Source organism: Prescottella equi, assembly GCF_002094305.1.
GTDB classification, from domain to species: domain Bacteria; phylum Actinomycetota; class Actinomycetes; order Mycobacteriales; family Mycobacteriaceae; genus Prescottella; species Prescottella equi.
In genome coordinates this window covers 24676-46733 of sequence record NZ_LWTX01000014.1, presented here as the reverse complement: position 1 = coordinate 46733, position 22058 = coordinate 24676, and the positions used below count along the sequence as shown (strand labels likewise).

Genomic DNA, 22058 nt, shown 5'->3' with positions numbered 1-22058 from the left:
CTCGACAGCACTGTCCAGGCTACCGAGAGGAGCCCCTCCCTGGTCGAACTCGAATGTCAGCCGCGCAGCACGGCACCGACCGCAGCCGCCGCCGACGCGACCGCCGCGTCTCGGGCCGCGCTGGCCTCGTCCTCGGTCAGCGTGCGATCGGCACCGCGGAATCGCAGCGCGAAGGCGAGCGACTTACGACCCTCGCCCACCTGCTCGCCCTCGAACACGTCGAACAGACGGATGTCCTCGAGCAGTTCGCCGCCGCCGCTGCGCAGCGCCGCCTCGACCGCAGCCGCGGGCACCGAGGCGTCGACGACCACCGCGACGTCCTGCAGGACCGCCGGGAACGGCGAGATCCGCGGGGCCGGAAGCACTTCGGTCACGGGCAGCGCGTCGAGATCGATCTCCACCGCACACGTGCGGGCCGGCAACCCGGCGCGCTCGAGCACCGCGGGATGCAGCTCACCGGCGTGGCCGACGACGGTGCCGTCGAACACGACCTCCGCGCAGCGACCCGGATGCCACGGCAGGTACTGCGCGGCGCGCAGTTCCACGGTGACACCGCAGGCGTCGGCGATGGTCCGGACGAGCGCGAAGGCATCCGCCGCTTCGACGGCGCGACCCGGCCCCCACGGACCCGACGGCTCACGCAGGCCGGCCAACACGACTGCCACGTGCAGCGGCTGCGCGGGCAGCGACCCCATCAGTTCGGCGATCTGCTCGTCGGTGGGCCGACGATCGACCGGCAGTGCCTCGACCGGCTTGGTCTCGGGACCCGGTTGGACGACCTGAGCGACGCCGTACAACGCGACGTCCCGCTGACCGCGAGCGACGTTGCGTGCCAGCACCTCGAGCATGCCCGGAAGCAGCGTCGAGGCCAGCTCGGGACGATCCGACTCGAGCGGGTTGAGCACCTTGGTGGTGTTGCGACGGGGATCGTCCGCGTCGAGACCCCAGGTGTCGAACACGGCGTGCGGGAGGAACACCGGGGGCAGGACCTCGACGCACCCTGACGCCGCCAGCATTCGGCCCACCGCGCGGCGACGGCGCTGCTGCGGCGTCAGACCGCGGCCGGCGGGAGCGTGCGGCAGCACCGACGGGATCTGCTCGAGACCTTCGAGGCGCAGCACCTCCTCGACCAGATCGGCGGGCTGCGTCAGGTCCGGACGCCACGACGGCGGCGTCACGACGAGTTGACCGTGCCCGGTCTCGCTCACGCCGACCTCGACGGTGCAGCCGATCTGTGTCAGACGGCGCGCGGCCGTACCGTTCGGGTAGGCCACACCGGCCACCCGGTCCGGCAGGTCGATGTCCATGCGGATCTGCCCGGCGGGCGTCACGCCACCGATGTCCGTGAGGACCGGTTCGACGGTGCCGCCCGCGATCTCGACGAGCAGCGCGGCGGCACGGTCGAGTGCCGGCAGCGCCACCTCGGGGTCGACGACGCGCTCGTAGCGCTTGCTGGCCTCGCTGATCAGCTTGTGCCGACGCGACGTCTTGAACACTGCCAGCGGATCCCACGTGGCGGACTCGAGCAGGATGTCGGTGGTGCCGTCGTGGACCTCGGTGGAGGCACCACCCATGACGCCTGCGAGCGATACCGCGCCCGAGTCGTCGGCGATCACCACGTCCTCGGCGTCGAGTGCCCGCTCGATGCCGTCGAGGGTGGTCAGCTTCTCCCCCGCCTGAGCGCGGCGCACGACGAGCCCGCCCTGGACCTTCGCGGCGTCGAACGCGTGCAGCGGCTGCCCGAGCTCGAGCAGCACGTAGTTGGTGACGTCCACGGCCGGCGAGATCGGCCGCACCCCCGACATCAACAGACGACGCTGCAGCCACCACGGGCTGACGGCCTTCGGGTCGATACCGGTGATCCGGCGCGCCGTGAACCGGGTGGCCCCGGACTCCGGCTCGAGTGTGATCGGCCACGCCTCGCCGCCGTCGGACGGCAGCGGCGCGATCGCCGCGGGATCGGCGAACTCGAGGTCGAACCCGCACGCCAGTTCGCGGGTCAGTCCGCGCACCGAGAAGCAGTAGCCGCGGTCGGGCGTGATGTTGAGCTCGATGACGGTGTCGTCGAGACCCAGCAGGACGTTGGCGTCGGTACCGGGCTCGGCTGTACCGGGCTCGAGCACGAGGATGCCGGAATGGTCCTTGCCGATACCCAGCTCGGACGCCGAGCACATCATGCCGTTCGACACCTTGCCGTACGTCTTGCGGGACGCGATCGCGAATCCGCCGGGCAGCACGGCACCCGGCAGCGCGGCGATCACGAGGTCGCCTTGAGCGAAATTCCGGGCGCCGCAGACGATCTCCTGCGGTTCGTCTGCGCCGACGTCCACCTTGCAGAAGCGGATCGGCTTCTTGAACTCGGTGAGTTCCTCGATCTCGAGCACCCGGCCCACCACCAGCGGCCCGGTCACGGGCTCGAGAGTGTCGACCTCCTCGACCTCGAGCCCCACCCGGACGAACCCCGCGTCAAGTTCCTCGGGGCTCACCTGCCACTCAGGGGTGGTCCGCTGCAGGATGTCGGTCAGCCACGATTGCGCTACTCGCACGTCTTCTCAGCTCTCTCGTTCTCGTCGCGATCAGGCCTGGACACCGAAGGGCAACGTGAACCGCACGTCGCCCTCGACGATGTCGCGCATGTCGGGGATGCCGTTCCGGAACTGCAGGGTCCGCTCGAGGCCCATACCGAACGCGAAGCCGGAGTACTCGTCGGGGTCGATCCCGCTCGCGCGCAGCACGTTCGGGTTGACCATGCCGCAGCCGCCCCACTCGACCCAGCCGGCCCCGCCCTTCTTGTTCGGGAACCACACGTCCACCTCGGCAGACGGCTCGGTGAACGGGAAGTAGTTGGGGCGCATGCGCGTCCGCGTCTCGGGGCCGAACAGCGCGCGGGCGAAGGCGTCGAGCGTGCCACGCAGGTGCGCCATCGTCAGACCCTTGTCCACCGCGAGACCCTCGACCTGAGAGAAGACCGGGGTGTGCGTGGCGTCGAGCTCGTCGGTGCGGAAGGTACGCCCCGGGCACACCACGTAGATCGGGATCTCCCGGGAGAGCATGGTCCGCACCTGCACCGGCGACGTGTGGGTCCGCAGCACCTGCCGCGAGCCCTCGGGCGCGATGTGGAACGTGTCCTGCATCGTGCGTGCCGGATGGTCGGGCAGGAAGTTGAGCGCGTCGAAGTTGAAGTGCTCGGTCTCCACCTCGGGCCCCTCGGCCACCTCCCAGCCCATGGCGACGAACACGTCGGCAATCTGCTCGGAGATGATCGTGATCGGGTGCCGCGCGCCGGCCGGACGGCGGTCCGACGGCAGCGTCACGTCGATCGCCTCGGCGACCAGCACAGCCGCGTCGCGCTCGGCCAGGAGTACCTCGCGGCGGGCGTCGAACGCCGTCGTCACTCGCGTGCGTGCCACGTTGACTCGCTTGCCCGCATCGGCCCGCTCGTTGCCGGGCAGCGCACCCAGGCCCCGCTTGGCGAGCGCGATGGGGGCCCTGTCTCCGAGGTGCTCGATCTTGGCCTTGGCGAGCGCATCGAGATCGGCGGACGCCGCGAAGGCCTCCTCGGCCGCGAGCGCCGCGGCGTTCAGCGACTCCTCGGTGAGCGCATTCGCATCGACAGTCGGCGGGGCGCCGCCCTCATTCTTAGCCACGACCGGTGCAACTCCTTGTCTATCGATGGATATCAGCGCGCGCAGGCACAACACTCGAATCCTAGGCGATCGCCCCAGGACGATTCGAACGAGTTCACACTCCGGTCAGGACTGCCGGCCCTGCACCCGCGCGCTGGCGTACAGGCAGATCGACGCCGCCGTGGCCAGGTTCAGGCTCTCGGCCCGGCCGCGGATCGGGATCCGCACCCGATGATCGGCTCGCCGCGCCACCGCGGCGTCGAGTCCGTGGGCCTCGTTGCCGAACAACCAGGCGGTGGGGCGGGCCAACAGGTCGTCGGCCTCGTCGAGATCGACCTCGCCGTCGGCCGCGGTTGCCAGAATCTGGATGCCTGCCGACGTCAGAGCGTCGAGCACGGCGTCGACGTTGCGCTCCCGCACGATCGGGATGTGGAACAGGCTGCCGGCAGAGGACCGCACACACTTGCCGTTGTGGGGGTCCACGCTGTCACCGGCGAGGATCGCCGCATCGGCACCGACCGCGTCGGCAACCCGGATGACCGTGCCGGCATTGCCCGGCTCACCGATCGCCACGGGAACTGCCAGGAGCCGGGTCCGCGACGTCACCGCGGTGGCCAGCGGCACGTCGAGCAGATCGCATACGGCCACGACGCCGGGAGGTGTCACGGTGTCGCTCAGCGCCCGGATCGCCCGGTCCGTGACCAGCGAACCACGAACGCCGTCGGCAACGGCCCGCTCGATCAGGTGGGGGTAGCGCTCGGCGGCCTGCTCGGTGAAGAACAACTCGTGCACGGGCCCGGCGATCAGCGCCTCGGCGACCGCGTTCTCGCCCTCGACGAGGAACCGGCCCGTCTTCCTGCGCTCTGCGCCGCGCAGGAGCTTGACAGCAGAAACGACCCGCGGAGTCCGTTCGGTGAACGGGTCCACGGGTCGATTCCGGAACTGCTGACTCAGGCCGCTTCTCCGGCCGGAGCGTTGACGTCGGCCGGCAGAGCAGCCTTCGCGACCGCCACGAGGCCGGCGAACGCGGCGGCGTCGGAGACCGCCAGCTCGGCGAGGATCTTGCGGTCGACCTCGACACCCGCAGCCTTCAGGCCCTGGATGAAGCGGTTGTACGTGATGTCGTTGGCGCGGGCCGCAGCATTGATGCGAGCAATCCACAGCTTGCGGAAGTCGCCCTTGCGCGCACGACGGTCACGGTAGGCGTACGTCAGCGAGTGGAGCTGCTGCTCCTTGGCCTTGCGGTACAGGCGCGAACGCTGTCCGCGGTAGCCGCTCGAGGCCTCGAGAATCGAACGACGCTTCTTCTGGGCGTTGACTGCCCTCTTTACGCGTGCCACTGCAAAATCCTGTCAATCTGTCGGGGCGCAGACACACCCCGTGCGGTCGAGTAAGGGAAGAAATCAGATGCCGAGCAGGCGCTTGATGCGCGGCGCGTCCACGTCGGCGACGACGGCGACGCCGTCGAGGCGGCGGGTCACACGCGAGCTCTTGTGCTCGAGCAGGTGGCGACGTCCCGCCTTCTGGCGCAGGATCTTTCCGCTACCGGACACCTTGAATCGCTTCGCGGTGCCGCTGTGGGTCTTCGACTTGGGCATGGAGTCCTCAGTTCTTGTGTTCTGTACTTCGGTCTTCGTGAAGTGGTCCGGTCGGCCGGCTACGCGCTCGGCGCGGAGGCGGTGCCATCCTCACCGGCAGCGAGCTTCGGCTGTGCAGCCTGGACCTCTTCCTGCGCCTTGGCGCGCGTCTTCGCACCCTTGTGCGGCGCCAGCACCATCGTCATGTTGCGACCGTCCTGCTTCGCGGACGTTTCCACGAAGCCGAGATCGGCGACGTCGGCACCGAGGCGCTGCAGCAGGCGGAAACCGAGCTCGGGACGGGACTGCTCACGACCACGGAACATGATCGTGACCTTGACCTTGGATCCCGCTTCGAGGAAGCGGATGACGTTGCGCTTCTTCGTCTCGTAGTCGTGATCGTCGATCTTCGGCCGAAGCTTCTGCTCCTTGATCACGGTCTGCTGCTGGTTCTTCCGCGACTCGCGCGCCTTCTGCGCCGTCTCGTACTTGAACTTGCCGTAATCCATGATCTTGCAGACCGGCGGGCGGGCGTCGGGAGCCACCTCGACCAGGTCGAGGTCGGCCTCGAGAGCGACACGAAGCGCATCCTCGACACGCACGATCCCAACCTGCTCACCACCCGGTCCGATGAGGCGAACCTCGGGGACGCGGATGCGCTCGTTGATGCGGGTCTCGGTGCTGATGGGGCCTCCTAGGTAGTACGGTGCAGTCCGTTGACCGCGCCGCAGCCCGTGCGCCCTCTACCCCAACAAGAAAGCCCCGCGTCGACGAGTGTTTCGTCGTGCGGGGCCCGATGTCGACCGGTTCGACGCCGGATCCGAGACCTCGGACCTTGCGTCCCCTCGATTACCCGAGGGAGCCGTCCGGCACTGCTGCCGTCCGGCGACCGGACCACTGAACTGCACCGTCGGTGCCGCGCAGAGGTGGGAGTCGGACTCCACTTTGCTGCCCTGGCCGAAGCCGAGGGCGGTCGTGACGAATAGCCTAACACCTCCCCCGCCGGGAATCGAATCGCGCTCCGTGTCCCGACCCGGTCACCCCCGAGCGCGATCACGGGTGGAATCCTGAGAGCATGACGCAGAATCCCGACCCGGCCGAAGCCGTTCAGCACGCCGAGGACGACCTCGACGACATCCGCGAGCTCGCGGATGTTCCCGCCATCGAGGTGATCAGCCGCGCCGCCGTCATGCTGATGAGCTCGGCCGCCGAGAAGCTGGGCCTGTCCGACGAGAACCCGGAGACCAGCCCCAACCTGGATCTGGACGAAGCGCGCCGCGTGATCACTGCGCTCGCCGGGCTGGTCACCGCCTCCGTCGAATACCTCGGTCCGCACGCCGGTCCGATCCGCGAGGGACTCCAGGCCCTGCAGCGCGCCTTCCGTGAGACATCGGCCCACCCCGACGAGCCCGGCAAGGGCCCCGGCGAGAAGTACACCGGCCCGGTCTACTGATCAGCGGCAAAGCCGGCAAACCCGATGCACTGATTCCCCTCGCGCCACACTCGTCACATTGGTAGCGTCCCCTTCGCGTGGTTCAGATCACGCAACTCCCCCACCAGAGTCCTCACCCGGGGACGACCTAAGGAGAACGAATGGGATCGATCGGCGACATCTTCAGCGGCTTGCTCGGCGCCATCACCAACGGTGACATCGACATCACCGCACTGCTCACCCAGCTCCTCGCCGGCTCCGCCGAGCAGCAGCAGGGCGGCGGCGGCCAGTAAGGTCCGGGAACTTTCCGGCGGCGGGGGCAATCAGCCCCCGCCGCCGTTTCTTTTGCCCGGAGGACCCCCGAGTCCCACTTGCGCGCCCGAACTTTGCTTCCGCCGCCGAACGCCGCGTCCCGCGCGCCCACAGGGCCGCCACCAGGCAGTTTCTGGACAGATGTCCGACTTCCACGCTGGCCTGCACAAACTCCGCGTTCGATGACGGAAAACAAGTTTGCGAAAAGCGCCCCGAATCACCCCGCCGTGTTGGTAGCGTCACCGTCGCGTGATCGGAAAGTGATCCAGATCACGCATACCCCCACCTGGACCTTCCCCCCCGAAGGACCGATTCGAAGGAGAGATACATGGGATCGATCAGCGAAATTCTTCCGGGCCTCATCAGCGCGCTGAGCAGCGGTGACCTCGACATCACCGCACTGCTGGGCTCGCTGCTCGGCGGTTCGTCCGAGCAGCAGCAGCCGTCCTGATTCGGTCCGCTGACAGCTTGACGGCGGTGGGAAACCTCGGTTTCCCACCGCCGTTCGCTCGTTCTGAGTCGACAGGCTTCGGTCAGCCGACCGTCGCGGCCTTCCGCGCACGCTTTCGCGGCGCGGCCTTGGCTTTGGTCGCTCCGGACGCCTTGTTCACTCCGGACTTCCGGGGCGCTGCTCCGTTCGTCGCCGGCGGCGCGGACAGCACTTCCTCCAGGAACCGCCCGGTGTAGCTGCCCGGCACGGCCGCGACGTCTTCCGGAGTTCCCTCGGCCACCACGGTGCCGCCACCGGAGCCGCCCTCGGGCCCCATGTCGATCACCCAGTCGGACGTCTTGATCACATCGAGGTTGTGCTCGATGACGATCACGGTGTTGCCCTTGTCGACGAGACCGTTGACGACCTTCAGCAGCTTCCGGATGTCCTCGAAGTGCAGACCGGTCGTGGGCTCGTCGAGCACGTAGACCGTGCGCCCGGTGGACCGCTTCTGGAGTTCCGCCGCCAGCTTGACCCGCTGCGCCTCACCACCCGAGAGCGTGGGCGCCGGCTGGCCCAACCGGACGTAGCCGAGGCCCACCTCGACGAGGGTCTTGAGGTACCGGTGGATCGAGGTGACGGGCTCGAAGAACTCGGCGGCCTCCTCGATCGGCATGTCGAGCACCTCGGCGATGGTCTTGCCCTTGTAGTGCACCTCGAGCGTCTCGCGGTTGTAGCGGGCGCCGTGACAGACCTCGCACGGCACATAGACGTCCGGCAGGAAGTTCATCTCGATCTTCAAGGTGCCGTCACCGGAGCACGCCTCGCAGCGACCGCCCTTGACGTTGAACGAGAATCGTCCCGGCTGATATCCACGGACCTTGGCCTCGGTGGTCGCGGCGAACAGCGTCCGGATCTTGTCGAAGACACCGGTGTAGGTGGCCGCGTTCGACCGCGGGGTCCGCCCGATCGGCGACTGGTCCACCTGAACCAGCTTGTCGAGTTGATCGAGGCCGTTGATGCGGGTGTGCCGACCCGGCACCTGCCGTGCGCCGTTGAGCTTGTTCGCCATCACGGTGGCCAGGATGTCGTTCACCAATGTCGACTTGCCGGAGCCGGACACGCCCGTGACGGAGGTGAGGACGCCGAGCGGGAAGCTGACGTCGATACCCGCAAGGTTGTTCTCCCGGGCGCCGACGACAGTGATCTGCCGCTTGCGGTCCACCGCACGCCGCTCGGCCGGCACCTCGATCACACTGCGGCCGGACAGGTACGCGCCCGTGAGGGACTCCGTGTTGCCGAGAAGTTCCTTGTACGTACCGCTGTGCACCACCCGACCGCCGTGCTCACCCGCGAGGGGGCCGATGTCGACGACCCAGTCCGAGGTCCGGATGGTGTCCTCGTCGTGCTCGACGACGATCAAGGTGTTGCCGAGGTCCCGCAGCCGGGTGAGCGTCTCGATGAGACGACGATTGTCGCGCTGGTGCAGGCCGATGGACGGCTCGTCGAGCACGTACAGCACGCCGACGAGCCCGGACCCGATCTGGGTGGCGAGCCGGATGCGCTGGGCCTCACCGCCCGACAGGGTGCCCGCGGCACGCGCCAACGACAGGTATTCGAGCCCGACGTCGAGCAGGAAGCCCAGGCGCGCCTGCACCTCCTTGAGGACCTGGCCCGCGATCGCTTCCTCGCGGGCGCCCAGCGTGAGGCTGTTGAGGAACGCCGAGCACTCGGCGATCGAGAGCTCACAGACCTGCGCGATCGACTTCTGACCGTAGGTCTCGGAGGAGATGGTGACCGAGAGGATCTCGGGCCGCAGGCGGGCGCCGTCACACGCGGGGCACGGGACGTCGCGCATGTAGCCGTCGTAGCGCTCCTTCATCTGCTCGGACTCGGTCTGCTCGAGCCGACGGTGCAGGAACGGCATGACGCCTTCGAACTCGGCGTAGTAGGAGCGGGTGCGTCCGTAGCGGTTCTTGTACCGGACGTGGACCTGTTCGGTGCTGCCCTCGAGGATCGCGCGGCGCGCCTTGGCGGGCAGCTTGTTCCACGGCGTGGCCATGTCGAAGCCCATGATGTCGCCCAGGCCGGACAGCAAGCGCCCGAAGTACTCCGAGCTCTGGCCCATCGACCACGGGGCGATGGCGCCGTCCTCGAGGCTCAGTTCGGGGTCCGGCACGACCAGGTCGGGGTCGACCTCCTTGCGGATGCCGAGACCGGTGCACTCGGGGCAGGCGCCGTACGGAGAGTTGAACGAGAAGGACCGCGGCTCGAGGTCGTCGATCGACAGCGGATGCGCGTTGGGGCACGCCAACTTCTCGGAGAACCGCCGCTCCCGGTCGGGAGCGTCCTCGTCGCGATCGACGAAGTCCAGCACGACGATCCCGTCGGCCAGACGCAGTGCCGTCTCGACGGAGTCGGTGAGCCGCTGCTTCGCGCTCGCCTTGACGGTGAGACGGTCGACGACCACCTCGATGTCGTGCTTCTCCTGCTTCTTCAACTTGGGCGGATCGGTGAGCTGGTGGATCACACCGTCCACGCGCACGCGCGAGTAGCCCTGTGTGTTGAGCTGCTCGAACAGATCGACGAACTCGCCCTTGCGTGTCCGGACGACGGGTGCGAGGACCTGGAACTTGGTTCCCTCCTCCATGTCGAGCACCTGGTCGACGATCTGCTGCGGCGTCTGGCGTGCGATCTGCTCGCCGCACACCGGGCAGTGGGCCGTGCCCGCACGCGCATACAGCAGGCGCAGGTAGTCGTACACCTCGGTGATGGTGCCCACTGTCGAGCGCGGATTGCGGTTGGTGGACTTCTGGTCGATCGACACCGCGGGCGACAGACCCTCGATGAAGTCGACGTCGGGCTTGTCCATCTGGCCGAGGAACTGCCGCGCGTACGCCGACAGCGACTCGACGTAGCGCCGCTGCCCCTCCGCGAAGATGGTGTCGAACGCGAGGCTGGACTTTCCGGAGCCGGACAGCCCGGTGAAGACGATCAGGCTGTCCCGGGGCAGATCGAGATTGATCCCTCGCAGATTGTGCTCCCGCGCACCTTGCACGATCAGGCGATCCGCCACACGTATTCCCTTCTCGGTACAGCCGTCGTCGGACACTCGTCCGGGCGAAGCCCATGGTAGGCGCGGGCACCGACAAACTCGCCGACCAGCAGGTTTCCCGAGGATCGACGGCAGCAGGCGTCGGTGCCGCGATTCGACGGTAGCCTCCCGATCATGGAGCAGCAGAGCATCAGCATCGACGACGACTACACCGGCGACCTGTCCGGAAGTTCCGCGGCCCAGCGACGGACTGTCCCGGGCGCCACGATCACGAAGATGTCCGTCGGCCCGATGGACAACAACACCTACCTGATCACGTGCTCTGCCACCGGAAAGTCGCTGCTCATCGATGCCGCGAACGACGCGGGACGAATCCTGCAGCTCCTCGACGCACAGGCGCCGGAACTGGAGTTGATCGTCACGACGCATCAGCATCACGATCACTGGTTCGCGCTCGCCGAGGTCGCCGAGAAGACCGGTGTGCCTACCGCTGCACACCCGCTCGACTCCGAGATCCTGTCGGTGGCTCCGACCCGCAGCCTGGAGGGAGGCGACACCGTGACCGTGGGCGATCTCACGCTCGAGGTGATCCATCTGAGCGGGCACACGCCGGGCGGCATCACGCTCGCGCTCACCGAGAACGGCGGCAACGGCCGCGTCCATCTGTTCACGGGCGATTCGCTGTTTCCCGGCGGTGTCGGCAAGACTCCGGACGCCGAACGGTTCGCCTCGCTCATGGACGACGTCGAGAGCAAGCTCTTCGCCCGGTTCCCCGACGAGACCGTCTTCTACCCCGGCCACGGCAAGGACTCCACGCTCGGTGCCGAGCGGCCCCACCTGGGCGAATGGCGCGAACGCGGCTGGTGACGATCGGTTCCATCGGTCGAACCCCTCGGCCGATGGGACCGGCGTAGTTTGAGGACACCGGCGAAACCTGCAGCGTGGTGAGCGGTATCGACGCCCGGGTCTTTCGTTCGGTCAGCGGCCGGCAGGCGGAAGGCGAACGGCCATGCAGACGACTCCGGGACGGGATCGATGACCCGCGCGGTGATCGATCCCCGGCGTCTCGACGCCGTCGCCTTCGCGCTCGAGGGTGTTTTCGTCGGCACCGCCGACCTCCGTGGTGAAGTGTGGGACCACTTCTACCGCGAGCGCTTTCCGGACCACCCGCCCCTGCCCGGACACGATTACGTTCGGATCGTCGCGGACACCTCGCTGACCGACGCGATCGCGGACGGGCTGGCCGGCGTCGGTGTCCCGCTGCCGGAGGGCGCCCCCTCCGGCTCGCCCACCGCCGAAGCGGCACGGGGCATTGCGGGCCTGTTGGATCGGGAGTTCGCGGACCGTATCGCTCGCGGCGGCATCCCGGTGCAGGACGCGGCCGTCGACCTCGCTCGGCGGGTCCGCGGTGCGGGCCTGCGGATCGCGGTGTACTGCGCAGAACCTCGCCGCACCGCGATCCTCGACGCGATCGGTGGCGACATCTTCGGCGCCGAGACGATGCTCGCCGTCGAGGCGCAGCCCCGGACGCTCGACGAAGCCGTACGTCGGCTCGGGGCGGACCCCGCTCGCACGGCCGTCGTGGTGGGCGGTCCGTCGGATCTCGCGGCCGCCCGCCGCGGCGGATTTGCGCTCGTGATCGGCGTGGCCCGCCCCGGCGACGAGGAACTCCTGCGCCGCGCCGGTGCCCACGTGGTGGTGACCGACGTGGCGCGGATCGGGTTTCGTTCCGGGACACGTCCCCTCTCCCGGATTCCCGATGCTCTCACCTCACGCCACCAGTCGGCGGCGCTCCTGCGGTCGCGACATCCGGCGGTGTTCCTCGATTTCGACGGGACGATAGCCGACATCGTGGCCCAGCCCACCGCGGCAACCCTCGTCGAAGGCGTGGCGTCCGAGCTCGCGCGGCTGGCCCGGCACTGTCCGGTCGGGATCATCAGCGGCAGGGATTTGGCGGACGTCCGAGCCCGCGTCGGAGTGCCCGGCCTCTGGTACGCGGGCAGTCACGGCTTCGAGCTCGTCGGACCGGACGGTCAGCACTACGAGAACCAGGAGGCGTCGGACGCCGAACCGGACCTCGTCCGGATCACGTCGACGCTGTGCGAACGCCTGGGCACGGTTCCCGGGGTCCTGGTGGAAGGTAAACGTTTCGCCGTGTCGGTCCACTACCGCAATGTGGACGCCGAGCGGGTCGACGAGGTGATCTCGACGGTGCGTGCGGCCGTAGCAGAGGAACCTCGATTGCGGCTTACGAGCGGCCGCAAGATCGTCGAGATCCGTCCGGATGTCGACTGGGACAAGGGCCGGGCACTGGTGTGGGCCCTCGGCCACGTCGGCGCATCGTCCGACGTGCTGCCGATCTACGTCGGCGACGACCTGACCGACGAGGACGCGTTCGACGCGATCGAGGACAGCGGGTTCGGGGTCGTGGTGCGCCACACCGAGGACGGCGACAGGCGGTCGGCGGCGCGATTCGCGGTGGACGGGCCCGCGCAGGTACACGAACTGCTCCAACGAATCGCCGATCTGGTGGGCAGCGATCCGCGCACCGCACCCCCGCCGGAAGACCCGTGGACGGTGTTCTTCGAGGGTTACGACCCGTCCGTCGAGAAGCTGCGCGAGGCACTGTGCACGGTCGGCAACGGCGCCTTCGCCACCCGCGGGTGCGCGCCCGAGGCGCGAGCGGGCGCAATCCACTATCCCGGCACGTATGCGGCCGGCATCTTCGATCGGCTCCGCGAGGAGATGGCAGGCACCGCCGTCGACAACGAGAGCATGGTGAATCTGCCCAACTGGCTCCCGCTCACGTTCAGGATCGACGGCGGCCCCTGGTTCGACGTCGACACGACCGAGCTGCTCGAGTACCGCCAGCACCTCGACCTGCGTCGCGCGGTCTTCGTTCGGAGGTTGCGCTCACGCGATGCTGCCGGCCGCATCACCTCTCTGATTCAACGCCGATTCGTAGCCATGCATCTGCCGCACGTCGGCGCGCTGGAGACGACGATCTCGGCCGAGAACTGGTCGGGGCGTCTGGACATCCGCTCGGAGGTCGACGGCGCTGTCGAGAACACTCTGGTCGAGCGGTACCGTGCGCTCGGGAGCAGGCACCTCGAGCCGGTGCAGGCCACCGAACTGGCCGCCGGGTCGGTGCTGATCTCCGTGTGCACCAGCAATTCCCGCATCCTCGTGGCAATCGCCGCCCGGACGACCCTCCGGCGTGATCACGAGCAGCCCTCCCCCACGTACCGGTTGATCGAAGGGGACGGCCGGATCGGGCACGACATCTCGATCGACCTCGATGCCGGGGAGTCCGTCACTGCGGAGAAGATGGTCACCTTGTTCACGGGCCGCGATCCCGCAGTGTCGGAACCGGCCGACGAGTCGGCGCGTTGGCTCACACGCCTCGGCCGGTTCGACGAGGTACTCGACGGTCACGTCCTGGCGTGGGCTCGGCTGTGGGACAGTCTCGGTATCGAGCTCGAGGGCCACGGCCACGCGCTGCGGATCGTTCGCTTCCATCTCCTGCAGATCCTCCAGACGGTGTCACCGAACACCGGCGACCTGGACGCGGGTGTGCCGGCACGGGGACTGCACGGAGAGGCGTATCGCGGCCACATCTTCTGGGACGAGCTGTTCGTGTTCCCGGTCTTGAACCTTCGGTTGCCCACACTGACGAAATCGCTCCTGCGCTACCGCTATCGCCGGCTGCGCGAGGCCCGCCGAGCGGCGCGGGAGGCGGGGCGGACCGGCGCGATGTTCCCGTGGCAGTCGGGCAGCGACGGACGTGAGGAGAGCCCCCGGCTGCATCTCAACCCGATATCCGGGCGATGGAACCCGGACCCGAGCCGCCATCAACTTCACACCGGGATCGCGGTCGCCTACAACGTGTGGCAGTACTACCAGGTCACAGGTGACCTCGAGTTCCTGATCGAATTCGGCGCCGAGATGCTGATCGAGATCGCACGGTTCTACGCCGGACTCGCCGACCTGGACGAGAGTCGCGGCCGCTACGTCATCCGCGGTGTCATCGGCCCCGACGAGTTCCACGCCGGCTACCCGGAAGCCCCCTTCGACGGCATCGACAACAACGCGTACACCAACGTCATGGCGGTGTGGGTGCTGCTGCGGGTCATCGACACCCTCGAGGTGATCCCGCGGCAGATCCGCTCGGATCTCACTCAGGCTCTGGGTTTGCCGACCCAGGAGATCATTCGCTGGGAAGACGTCAGCCGCCGTATGTTCGTCCCGTTCCACGACGGGGTGATCAGCCAATTCGAGGGGTACGGCGACCTCGCGGAGCTCGACTGGAGCAGGTACCGCCGGCGGTACGGCAACATTCAGCGGCTGGACCGCATTCTCGAGGCCGAGGGCGACGACGTGAATCGGTACCGTGCATCGAAACAGGCGGACGTGCTCATGCTCTTCTACCTGCTGTCGGCCGACGAACTCCGGGAGTTGCTCCAGCGGCTCGGATACACCTTCCCCGCAGACGCCATTCCCCGCACCATCGACTACTACATCGAACGAACCTCGCACGGCTCGACACTGAGCGGCGTCGTCCATTCCTGGGTCCTGGCCCGTGGCAGCCGAGATCGCGCGATGGAATTCTTCGACCGAGTGCTCGCATCGGACGTCGCCGACATCCAGGGCGGGACCACCGCGGAGGGTATCCATCTCGCCGCGATGGCGGGCAGCGTGGATCTGATGCAGCGGTGCTTCTCCGGACTCGAGGTGCGCGGCGACCGACTGGTGTTCTCTCCCGACTGGCCCTCGAGCCTGGGCACCTTGCAGTTCCCGATCTTCTATCGGGGTAATCGCCTCTGGTTGACCGTCGACGGTCGTCGTGTCGAGGTGAGCGCCGCGCCGGGCAGTCAGCCGTCGATCGAGGTCGAATGCCGTGGACAGGTGGCGCAACTGCACCCCGGGGGCTCGATTCGGCTCGGGTAGACAAATCGGCTCGTGCCGTGCCGGATCACGCTCGCCTGGATACGGTGGAGGGACAATCGAGGTAGGGAGTCCGCCCATGATCGTTCGAAGAATTGCCCGCCCGCTCCTGTCCACCGTGTTCATCGCCGGTGGCATCGATTCCCTGCGCAGTCCGGCTCCCAAAGCCGACGCCGCCGGGGCGCTGATCGAGAAATCCGTCGGGACGCTTCCCAGTGCCGTCACCGACAAGTTGCCGTCCGACCCCGAGACATTGGTCAAGATCAATGCCGCGCTCCAGGTCGGGGCGGGTGCACTGCTCGCGGTCGGCAAGGCGCCGCGTGCAGCCTCGCTGGTCCTGGCCGGGACGCTCGTTCCGACCACGCTCGCCGGGCACGACTTCTGGAACGTCGACGACCCGCAGCAGCGCGCGATGCAGCGGATGCAGTTCTTCAAGAACATGACGATGCTCGGCGGGCTGCTCATCGCTGCTGTCGATACCGAGGGCAAGCCGTCGCTGGGCTGGCGCGGCCGGCGCGCCGCCCGCAAGGCTCAGGCTTCGGTCGCCGAAGCGTTCTCGAGCGCAAACGGTTCGGATGCCGAACACACGATGCACGTGGTGTCCGAGCGGGCGCGGTCGGCGGCCGAGCAGGCCGGTGAGCGTGGCGGCGAACTTCTCGACGCGGCCCGTGTCCGAGGGTCGGCACTGGCGCACCTCGCGAAGGAACGCGGTGCGGAGCTGAGCGAAGTGGCCCGCGAACGCGGACCGGTACTCGCCGAACTCGCGCGCGAGCGCGGAACCGAGTTCGCCCACCTCGCCCGGGACCGGGGAACGGAATGGGCGGCCTCGGCGAGCGAGCAGGGCGAGGTGTTGAGCAAGCGGGCCCGCAAGAAGGCGGAACACGCACTGGCGACCGCCGGCGAGCAGAGTGAGGTCGTGAGCAAGAAGGCCCGCAAGAAGGCCGAGCATGCTCTCGCGGCCGCGCGCGCGAAGGCCGCCGAACTGCAGGACTGATCGCCCGTCGTCACGCTGACGCCGGACGACCGATATCGGGCGGCACGTCACCGGAATTCCGGTGACGTGCCGCCCGTTTCGGATTCGGCACGGTCATCGTTCGCCCGATCCCGAGAGCTCGTCCCGGAGTTGCGAGTCGATGGTCACCCGGACGAGCGCTGCGGCGAGCGGTGCCATCCCCCGCGTCCCGGCCAACGCGCCGAGTCCCCCGCGGTCCCGCGGCAGATGCAGCGCCTCGGCACCGTCGAGGGCGCGGTCGTCGAGATGCGGCCGGAGCCACGTCCACGTGTCCTGAACCTCGCGGAGGAAGATCTCGGCGCCCACCGGGCCGATGCCGTCGAACTCCTCCAGCAGCCGTGCGGCCGCGCCCGCGTCGTGATCGCTTCGCTGCGCGAGCTCGCGCAGATCGCCAACGGTATTCGGCCGTCACGCGGTGGGCCATCTTCCTCAGGCGGGTCGCGGTGCTCTCGTCGTACCGCGTGTATCGACCTCGCTGCAACGCCGCGATCACCTCCGCCCGCGGTGCGGCCTCCATCGTGTCCGGCGTCCGCCATCCTGCGGCGAACAACTCTCGGGCCGCCCGCGTCGCGATGTCGGCCGATATGCGGGAGCTGAGCAGCATGGACAGCACCAGCAGCTGAAACAACGGTTTGGGTGTGTCCTTCAGCGTGATACGCGCCTCCTCCGCGAAGGTTCGGCCAGCCCGGTCGAGGAGGTCGCGGACCACGTCGGTGTCCGACCGTGAGGCGGTCACGAATACCTCCCCTCCTAACCCGTTGCCGCGTGTTCGACTCCGGTGTTCTTCGGGACGGAACGAATCAGCTTGCGGTTGGCGAATTCGAACAGACCGAGATCACTCAACTCGCGACCGAAACCGGAACTCTTGACGCCGCCGAAAGGAAGCTCCGGGGCGGTCGACGTGGGATGGTTGATCCACACCATCCCGCTCCTGATGCGATCGGCGACGGCGCGAGCCCGCGCCTCGTCCGAGCCGAAGACCGTGCCACCGAGACCGAAGCGCGTCGAGTTGGCGAGCTCCACCGCCTCGTCCTCGTCGGCCACCCGGTAGACGACCGCGACCGGCCCGAACAGCTCCTCCTCGAACGCGCGCATGTCCGGCGTCACGCCGGTGAGCACGGTGGCGTCGACGAACGCGCCGTTTCCGTCCGGCCCCCGGTCGTCCGGACGTGTTCCGCCGACAGTGACCGTGGCGCCCTTGGCTACGGCGTCGTCGACCTGTTCGAGCAACTTCCGTGCAGCGTCCTCCGACGACAGCGGGCCCAGCGTCGTCTGCGGATCCGACGGATCTCCGACGACGAGTTGGGAGAACCGGCGGGTGAGTCCCTCGACGAACTCGTCGTAGACGGCGTCCGGGACGATGAAGCGTTTGGAGGCAACGCAACTCTGGCCGGTGTTGCCGAGTCGTCCCGCGGCCGCCGCATCGAGAGTGCCGTCCAGATCGTCCACGTCGAGCACCACGAACGGATCGCTGCCACCGAGCTCGAGCACACACTTCTTCAGGTGCCGGCCCGAAATCTCGGCCAGGGAGGCGCCGGCGCGTTCGCTGCCGGTCAGGGACGTGCCCTGAACCGCCGGGTGGGAGACCACCCGTTCCACGTCGGAGACCTGCAGGAAGAGGTTGCTGTACACACCCTCCGGCGCCCCGGCGTCGGCCAAGAGCTTCTCGAGTTCGAGTGCCGTCTGCGCACACGAACTCGAGTGTTTGAGCAGGATCACGTTGCCCAGCAGCAGGTTCGGGGCGGCGAAGCGGGCCACCTGGTAGAGCGGGAAGTTCCACGGCTCGATGCCGAGCAGCACGCCGATGGGCTCGTTGACGAGTTCGGCGGTGCCCTCGTCCACGTCGAGCTCACGGTGCCGGAGGAACTCGGGTCCATGTTCGGCGTAGTAGTCGAAGATCGCCGCCGCCAGGTCCACCTCGGCGCGAGCCTCCGTGATCAGCTTGCCCATCTCCCGCGTCACCGACGCCGCCAAGTCGTCCTTGCGTTCGCGCACGAGTTCGGCGGCGCGGGCCAGCACGTGCGCACGACGTTCGACGGGTTCGTCGCGCCACAGTTCGAATGCGGCGGCGGCTCGCTCCACGATCTCGTCGAGTTGCTCCCCGACGAGGTACGGGTACTCCCTGATCGACCGTCCGGTGTAGGGGTCGACGGTGCGGAAGGGCGTCGCGTCGGGGCCGGACGCACTGGTGGGTTGCACGCTGGTGGAGGTCATGCTCTCCCCTCTCCGGTTGTGGGCGGAATCGGTCCACTCTCCGACTACCCACTGCACGCCACGCTCACGCATCCGGGCCGCGACCGACGAAGGGCCCTCGACCAGCGAATCTGCGCGAGCATCCCCCGCGCACTAGACTGCTTGGGCGCTTTTCTGCCGTCCCTCGATCTAGGAGACCTCTTGCCCGACGAGGCCCACATCCACCCCGAACTCGACCACGAGCAGGGTTATGTGTCGATGCTGTACGAGCGCCTCGACGGCCTGCGCACGTACGCCTCCGACCGGCTCAGCCGAGTCCTCCTCGAGGGCGGTGGCACCCCGCAGGCGCGGAGCGAGCGCGAGTCGTTCACCCAGATGTACACCGAGGACCTCGCCCGCTACGACGCAGCGGAGAACGGCCTGTGCTTCGGCCGGATCGACGTCGACGGAGAATCGCGCTACGTCGGACGCGTCGGCATCCTCGACGAGGACGGCGACTACGAGACGCTCCTCCTCGACTGGAGAGCACCTCTCGCCCGGCCGTTCTACCTCGCGACCCCGGCCGCCCCGGAGGGGGTCACCCGCCGGCGCCACATCCGCACCCGGCGGCGGTCGGTCACCGCGATCAACGACGAGTACCTCGACCTCGACGCAGCGCGGGCTCACGGCGACGGCGGCGGAGCGGGCGGTGTCGCCGGCGAGAGCGCACTGCTGGCCGCACTGAACGCGGCCCGGACCGGGCAGATGCACGACATCGTCGAAACCATCCAGAGCGAGCAGGACGCCATCATCCGGTCGAACCACCGCAGTGTCCTGGTCGTGCAGGGAGGACCTGGCACGGGCAAGACCGCCGTGGCCCTGCACCGCGCCGCCTATCTGCTCTACACGTACCGGCAGCAGCTGGACCGGGCCGGCGTCCTCATCATCGGACCCAACGCCACGTTCCTCGACTACATCGGTCAGGTCCTGCCCTCGCTCGGTGAGACGGGAGTCCTGCTGTCGACGATCGGCGATCTGTATCCGGGCGTCCGCGCGACCCGTGAGGACTCGTTGGAAGAGGGCGAGCTCAAGGGCTCCCTGGCGATGATCGACGTGTTGAAGAAGGCGGTCCGCGACCGCCAGGAGGTGCCGAAGTCACCGATCGAGCTGCGGTTCGACACCTACCCGATCACGCTCGACCGGAAGATCGTCACCCGCGCCCGCGGACGCGCGCGCTCGTCTCGTCGCCCCCACAACCTCGCGCGGCCGATCTTCGTGTCCGCCGCGATCGAGGCGCTCGCCGACCAGCTCGCGGCCACCCTGGGGCGCAACGTGCTCGACGGCTCGAACCTGCTCAGCCGCGACGACATCGCCGACATGCGCGACGAGATGCGCGAAGACCCAGCGATCATGGCAGCTCTCGACGCGCTCTGGCCCGAACTGACGCCGCAGCAGGTCCTGACCGATCTTCTCCGCTCCCCCGAACGGTTGGCATCCGCGGCCCCCGAACTCTCCGACTCCGAACGCGACGTACTGCTCCGCACCGAGGGGGTCGGGTTCAGTGCCGCCGATGCGCCGCTGCTGGACGAGCTCGCCGAGCTTCTCGGTATCGACGACGCCGCCGAACGCGAACGCGCAGGGCGCCGCTGGCGGGCCCAGATCGCCGACGCCCAGGGCGCGCTCGACATCCTGACCGGTTCGGCGCCCCAGGACCTCGAAGACGAGATGGATCCCGAGATCCTCATGGCCTACGACCTCATCGACGCCAGCCAGCTCGCCGAGCGCCAGGACCTCGGCCGCCACCGGACCACCGCGGAGCGCGCCGCCGGCGACCGGACGTGGACGTACGGCCACGTGATCGTCGACGAGGCGCAGGAGCTGTCGGAGATGGCGTGGCGAATGTTGATGCGCCGCATCCCCAACCGGTGGATGACCCTCGTCGGCGACACCGCCCAGACCGGCGATCCGGCGGGCAGCTCCTCGTGGCAGGACGTGCTCGGGCCGTATGTAGCGCAGCGATGGAAGCTGACCGAGCTCACCGTCAACTACCGCACGCCCGCCGAGATCATGGAGCTCGCGCACAAGGTCCTCGAAGAGATCGACCCGAACCAGACGGTGCCGCGGTCGGTCCGTGCGTCGGGCCACGCGCCGTGGGCCCAGTGCGTCGACGCCACCGAGGTTCTCGACGAGGTCCGTCGACGTGTCGCCGCCGAGTCCGGGCCGGGACTGACGGCCGTCCTCGCCGGACACGAGCACGTCGCGCAGCTCGCCGATCTGCGTTCCGACGACGTGAGTGTGCTGACCGTCAAGGACGCGAAGGGCCTGGAGTTCGATTCGGTGATCATCGTCGAACCGCAGAATCTGCTCGACGAGTCCCCGCGCGGCATGAACGACCTCTACGTCGCGCTGACGCGAGCGACGCAGCGTCTCGGCATCGTCCACGCTGGGCCGCTGCCGAGTGTGCTCGACGCGCTCGACGAATCCGTCTGCACACGGGCCTGATCGCCGAACCGCTCGTGGGCGAGAACGTCGAGGCGGTACGGTGCCTGGGCACCGAATCGTCGACTGCAGAAGGAAGAGACCGTGATCCGATCGCGTCTGCGGGGACGCGCAGTGCGCGCACTGCCCATCGCGTTGACTGCCGGCGCGATTGCGGTGACGCTCGGGGCCTGCGGCGCCACGAACCCTGCCGGCCCTCCTGCCGAGACAGTGGCGGATCCGCCCGAGCCGTCCACTGTCGCGACCGTGGCCGACGTCCGCACCGAACATCTCTCGCAGGTGCTTGCGGCCCGAGGATTCCCCGCCGTCGTTCCTCACCCGACGCTGCTCGCCCTCGCGGACGGGGTGTGCCGGCAGATCGCGGCCGGCACACCCGATTCCGAGATTCTGACGCACCTAGGGCCGACGGCCGCCTACGCGGCGAGCCAGTCCGGCGGCGTGCTCACCGCCGAGCGGGCCACCCGGCTACTGCTCGATTCGACGCGTAACGACTTCTGCTGACCGGTCAGCGCACCGTGTGCACGATGAGGACATCGCACGTCGACTTGCGTGCCGCGTCGGACGGCACGGAACCCAGCAGACGCCCCGTCAGGGTGTTGAGTCCGCGGTTGCCGACGACCAGGAGGTCCGCCTCCACCTCGTCGACAAGTGCGAGAAGCGAATCCACCGGCGCGCCGACGACGGCGCGTTCGACGATGTCCTTGGCGCCCGCACCCAAGGCACGCTCGCGCGCCCTCCGGAGGATCTCGTAGGTGGGGGCAGATCCGGTCACCTGGTAGGCGTCCTCACGCAGGGTGTCCTGCGCCGCCTCGGTGTCCTTCGGATCCGCGGGATAGTAGGCGCACGCGATCACGAGCTTCGCATCTGCCGCACCGGCAAGGGCAGCAGCCTTGTCGACTGCGCGGTACGACGAGTCCGATCCATCGGTTCCGACGACGACGGTCCGATACGCGGTCATTGATTCCTCCATGTGTGCGTTCGTTCGAGGACTCCGGCTGC

General features: G+C 68.4%; 17 protein-coding genes and 1 pseudogene. 8 read left to right on the top strand and 10 right to left on the bottom strand.

Annotated features, from left to right (window positions below):
• Window positions 1–56 precede the first annotated feature (56 nt).
• From pheT to infC, 6 genes are all read right to left on the bottom strand, one after another.
• A complete protein-coding gene (pheT, locus tag A6I89_RS23130; RefSeq protein WP_022596157.1) occupies window positions 57–2546 on the bottom strand; it encodes a phenylalanine--tRNA ligase subunit beta in 2490 nt (829 codons plus the stop codon).
• Between the two features lie 30 nt (window positions 2547–2576).
• A complete protein-coding gene (gene pheS / locus A6I89_RS23125; RefSeq protein WP_022596159.1) occupies window positions 2577–3647 on the bottom strand; it encodes a phenylalanine--tRNA ligase subunit alpha in 1071 nt (356 codons plus the stop codon).
• Between the two features lie 105 nt (window positions 3648–3752).
• Window positions 3753–4553, bottom strand: coding sequence for a TrmH family RNA methyltransferase (locus A6I89_RS23120; protein WP_013416149.1), 801 nt, complete (start codon window positions 4551–4553; stop codon window positions 3753–3755).
• Window positions 4554–4576: 23 nt separating this feature from the next.
• Window positions 4577–4966, bottom strand: a complete 390-nt coding sequence (gene rplT, locus A6I89_RS23115) for a 50S ribosomal protein L20 (RefSeq protein ID WP_005512933.1) — start codon at window positions 4964–4966, stop codon at window positions 4577–4579.
• Window positions 4967–5029: 63 nt separating this feature from the next.
• Window positions 5030–5224, bottom strand: coding sequence for a 50S ribosomal protein L35 (gene rpmI, locus A6I89_RS23110; protein ID WP_005512932.1), 195 nt, complete (start codon window positions 5222–5224; stop codon window positions 5030–5032).
• A 59-nt stretch (window positions 5225–5283) separates the two neighbouring features.
• Window positions 5284–5934 carry a translation initiation factor IF-3 gene (gene infC, locus A6I89_RS23105; RefSeq protein WP_080668409.1) on the bottom strand — a complete coding sequence of 217 codons (651 nt, stop codon included), beginning with the start codon at window positions 5932–5934 and terminating at the stop codon, window positions 5284–5286.
• Between the two features lie 344 nt (window positions 5935–6278).
• Between infC and A6I89_RS23100 the strand changes: the two genes are divergently transcribed.
• From A6I89_RS23100 to A6I89_RS25000, 3 genes are all read left to right on the top strand, one after another.
• On the top strand, window positions 6279–6656 hold the full coding sequence (locus tag A6I89_RS23100) for a DUF1844 domain-containing protein (protein ID WP_005512927.1): 378 nt from the start codon (window positions 6279–6281) through the stop codon (window positions 6654–6656).
• A 140-nt stretch (window positions 6657–6796) separates the two neighbouring features.
• A complete protein-coding gene (locus A6I89_RS25005; RefSeq protein ID WP_005512926.1) occupies window positions 6797–6928 on the top strand; it encodes a hypothetical protein in 132 nt (43 codons plus the stop codon).
• Window positions 6929–7275: 347 nt separating this feature from the next.
• Complete coding sequence (locus A6I89_RS25000; protein WP_005512924.1) at window positions 7276–7398, top strand: hypothetical protein; 123 nt, start codon at window positions 7276–7278, stop codon at window positions 7396–7398.
• An 82-nt stretch (window positions 7399–7480) separates the two neighbouring features.
• Here A6I89_RS25000 and uvrA read toward each other — a convergent pair whose 3' ends face one another.
• A complete protein-coding gene (uvrA, locus tag A6I89_RS23095; protein ID WP_022596165.1) occupies window positions 7481–10453 on the bottom strand; it encodes an excinuclease ABC subunit UvrA in 2973 nt (990 codons plus the stop codon).
• Window positions 10454–10606: 153 nt separating this feature from the next.
• Here uvrA and A6I89_RS23090 point away from each other — a divergent pair, with 153 nt between their 5' ends.
• The 3 genes from A6I89_RS23090 to A6I89_RS23080 all read left to right on the top strand — a co-directional run bounded on the left by A6I89_RS23090 (window position 10607) and on the right by A6I89_RS23080 (window position 16370).
• Entirely contained in the window at window positions 10607–11299 is a 693-nt protein-coding gene (locus A6I89_RS23090; protein ID WP_044991074.1) for an MBL fold metallo-hydrolase, read from the top strand.
• Window positions 11300–11467: 168 nt separating this feature from the next.
• A complete protein-coding gene (gene otsB, locus A6I89_RS23085; RefSeq protein WP_022596169.1) occupies window positions 11468–15379 on the top strand; it encodes a trehalose-phosphatase in 3912 nt (1303 codons plus the stop codon).
• A gap of 76 nt (window positions 15380–15455) precedes the next feature.
• Window positions 15456–16370, top strand: coding sequence for a DoxX family protein (locus A6I89_RS23080; RefSeq protein WP_022596171.1), 915 nt, complete (start codon window positions 15456–15458; stop codon window positions 16368–16370).
• Window positions 16371–16463: 93 nt separating this feature from the next.
• Here the strand turns inward: A6I89_RS23080 and A6I89_RS23075 are convergent.
• Together A6I89_RS23075 and A6I89_RS23070 are read right to left on the bottom strand one after the other, a co-directional pair.
• Window positions 16464–17124 (bottom strand): annotated as a pseudogene (locus A6I89_RS23075) (endonuclease).
• Between the two features lie 14 nt (window positions 17125–17138).
• A complete protein-coding gene (locus A6I89_RS23070) occupies window positions 17139–18602 on the bottom strand; it encodes an NAD-dependent succinate-semialdehyde dehydrogenase (RefSeq protein ID WP_022596174.1) in 1464 nt (487 codons plus the stop codon).
• A gap of 237 nt (window positions 18603–18839) precedes the next feature.
• On the opposite strand from A6I89_RS23070, the gene A6I89_RS23065 reads away from it, so the two are divergent.
• The gene (locus A6I89_RS23065) at window positions 18840–21062 is read left to right on the top strand and encodes a HelD family protein (protein WP_087576499.1); all 2223 of its coding nucleotides are present in this window, start codon (window positions 18840–18842) and stop codon (window positions 21060–21062) included.
• Window positions 21063–21143: 81 nt separating this feature from the next.
• Window positions 21144–21560, top strand: coding sequence for a hypothetical protein (locus tag A6I89_RS23060; RefSeq protein WP_022596177.1), 417 nt, complete (start codon window positions 21144–21146; stop codon window positions 21558–21560).
• Between the two features lie 4 nt (window positions 21561–21564).
• Here A6I89_RS23060 and A6I89_RS23055 read toward each other — a convergent pair whose 3' ends face one another.
• Window positions 21565–22017 (bottom strand): universal stress protein, encoded by a 453-nt coding sequence (locus A6I89_RS23055; RefSeq protein ID WP_022596179.1) that lies wholly within the window; start codon window positions 22015–22017, stop codon window positions 21565–21567.
• Window positions 22018–22058: the final 41 nt, after the last annotated feature.

Bases quoted from the DNA above. Each gene is read 5' to 3' on its own strand.
- rpmI (WP_005512932.1), bottom strand. From the start codon at position 5,224: ATGCCCAAGTCGAAGACCCACAGCGGCACCGCGAAGCGATTCAAGGTG.
- A6I89_RS23100 (WP_005512927.1), top strand. From the start codon at position 6,279: ATGACGCAGAATCCCGACCCGGCCGAAGCCGTTCAGCACGCCGAGGAC.
- A6I89_RS25005 (WP_005512926.1), top strand. From the start codon at position 6,797: ATGGGATCGATCGGCGACATCTTCAGCGGCTTGCTCGGCGCCATCACC.
- A6I89_RS25000 (WP_005512924.1), top strand. From the start codon at position 7,276: ATGGGATCGATCAGCGAAATTCTTCCGGGCCTCATCAGCGCGCTGAGC.
- A6I89_RS23090 (WP_044991074.1), top strand. From the start codon at position 10,607: ATGGAGCAGCAGAGCATCAGCATCGACGACGACTACACCGGCGACCTG.
- otsB (WP_022596169.1), top strand. From the start codon at position 11,468: ATGACCCGCGCGGTGATCGATCCCCGGCGTCTCGACGCCGTCGCCTTC.
- A6I89_RS23080 (WP_022596171.1), top strand. From the start codon at position 15,456: ATGATCGTTCGAAGAATTGCCCGCCCGCTCCTGTCCACCGTGTTCATC.
- A6I89_RS23070 (WP_022596174.1), bottom strand. From the start codon at position 18,602: ATGACCTCCACCAGCGTGCAACCCACCAGTGCGTCCGGCCCCGACGCG.
- A6I89_RS23065 (WP_087576499.1), top strand. From the start codon at position 18,840: ATGCTGTACGAGCGCCTCGACGGCCTGCGCACGTACGCCTCCGACCGG.
- A6I89_RS23055 (WP_022596179.1), bottom strand. From the start codon at position 22,017: ATGACCGCGTATCGGACCGTCGTCGTCGGAACCGATGGATCGGACTCG.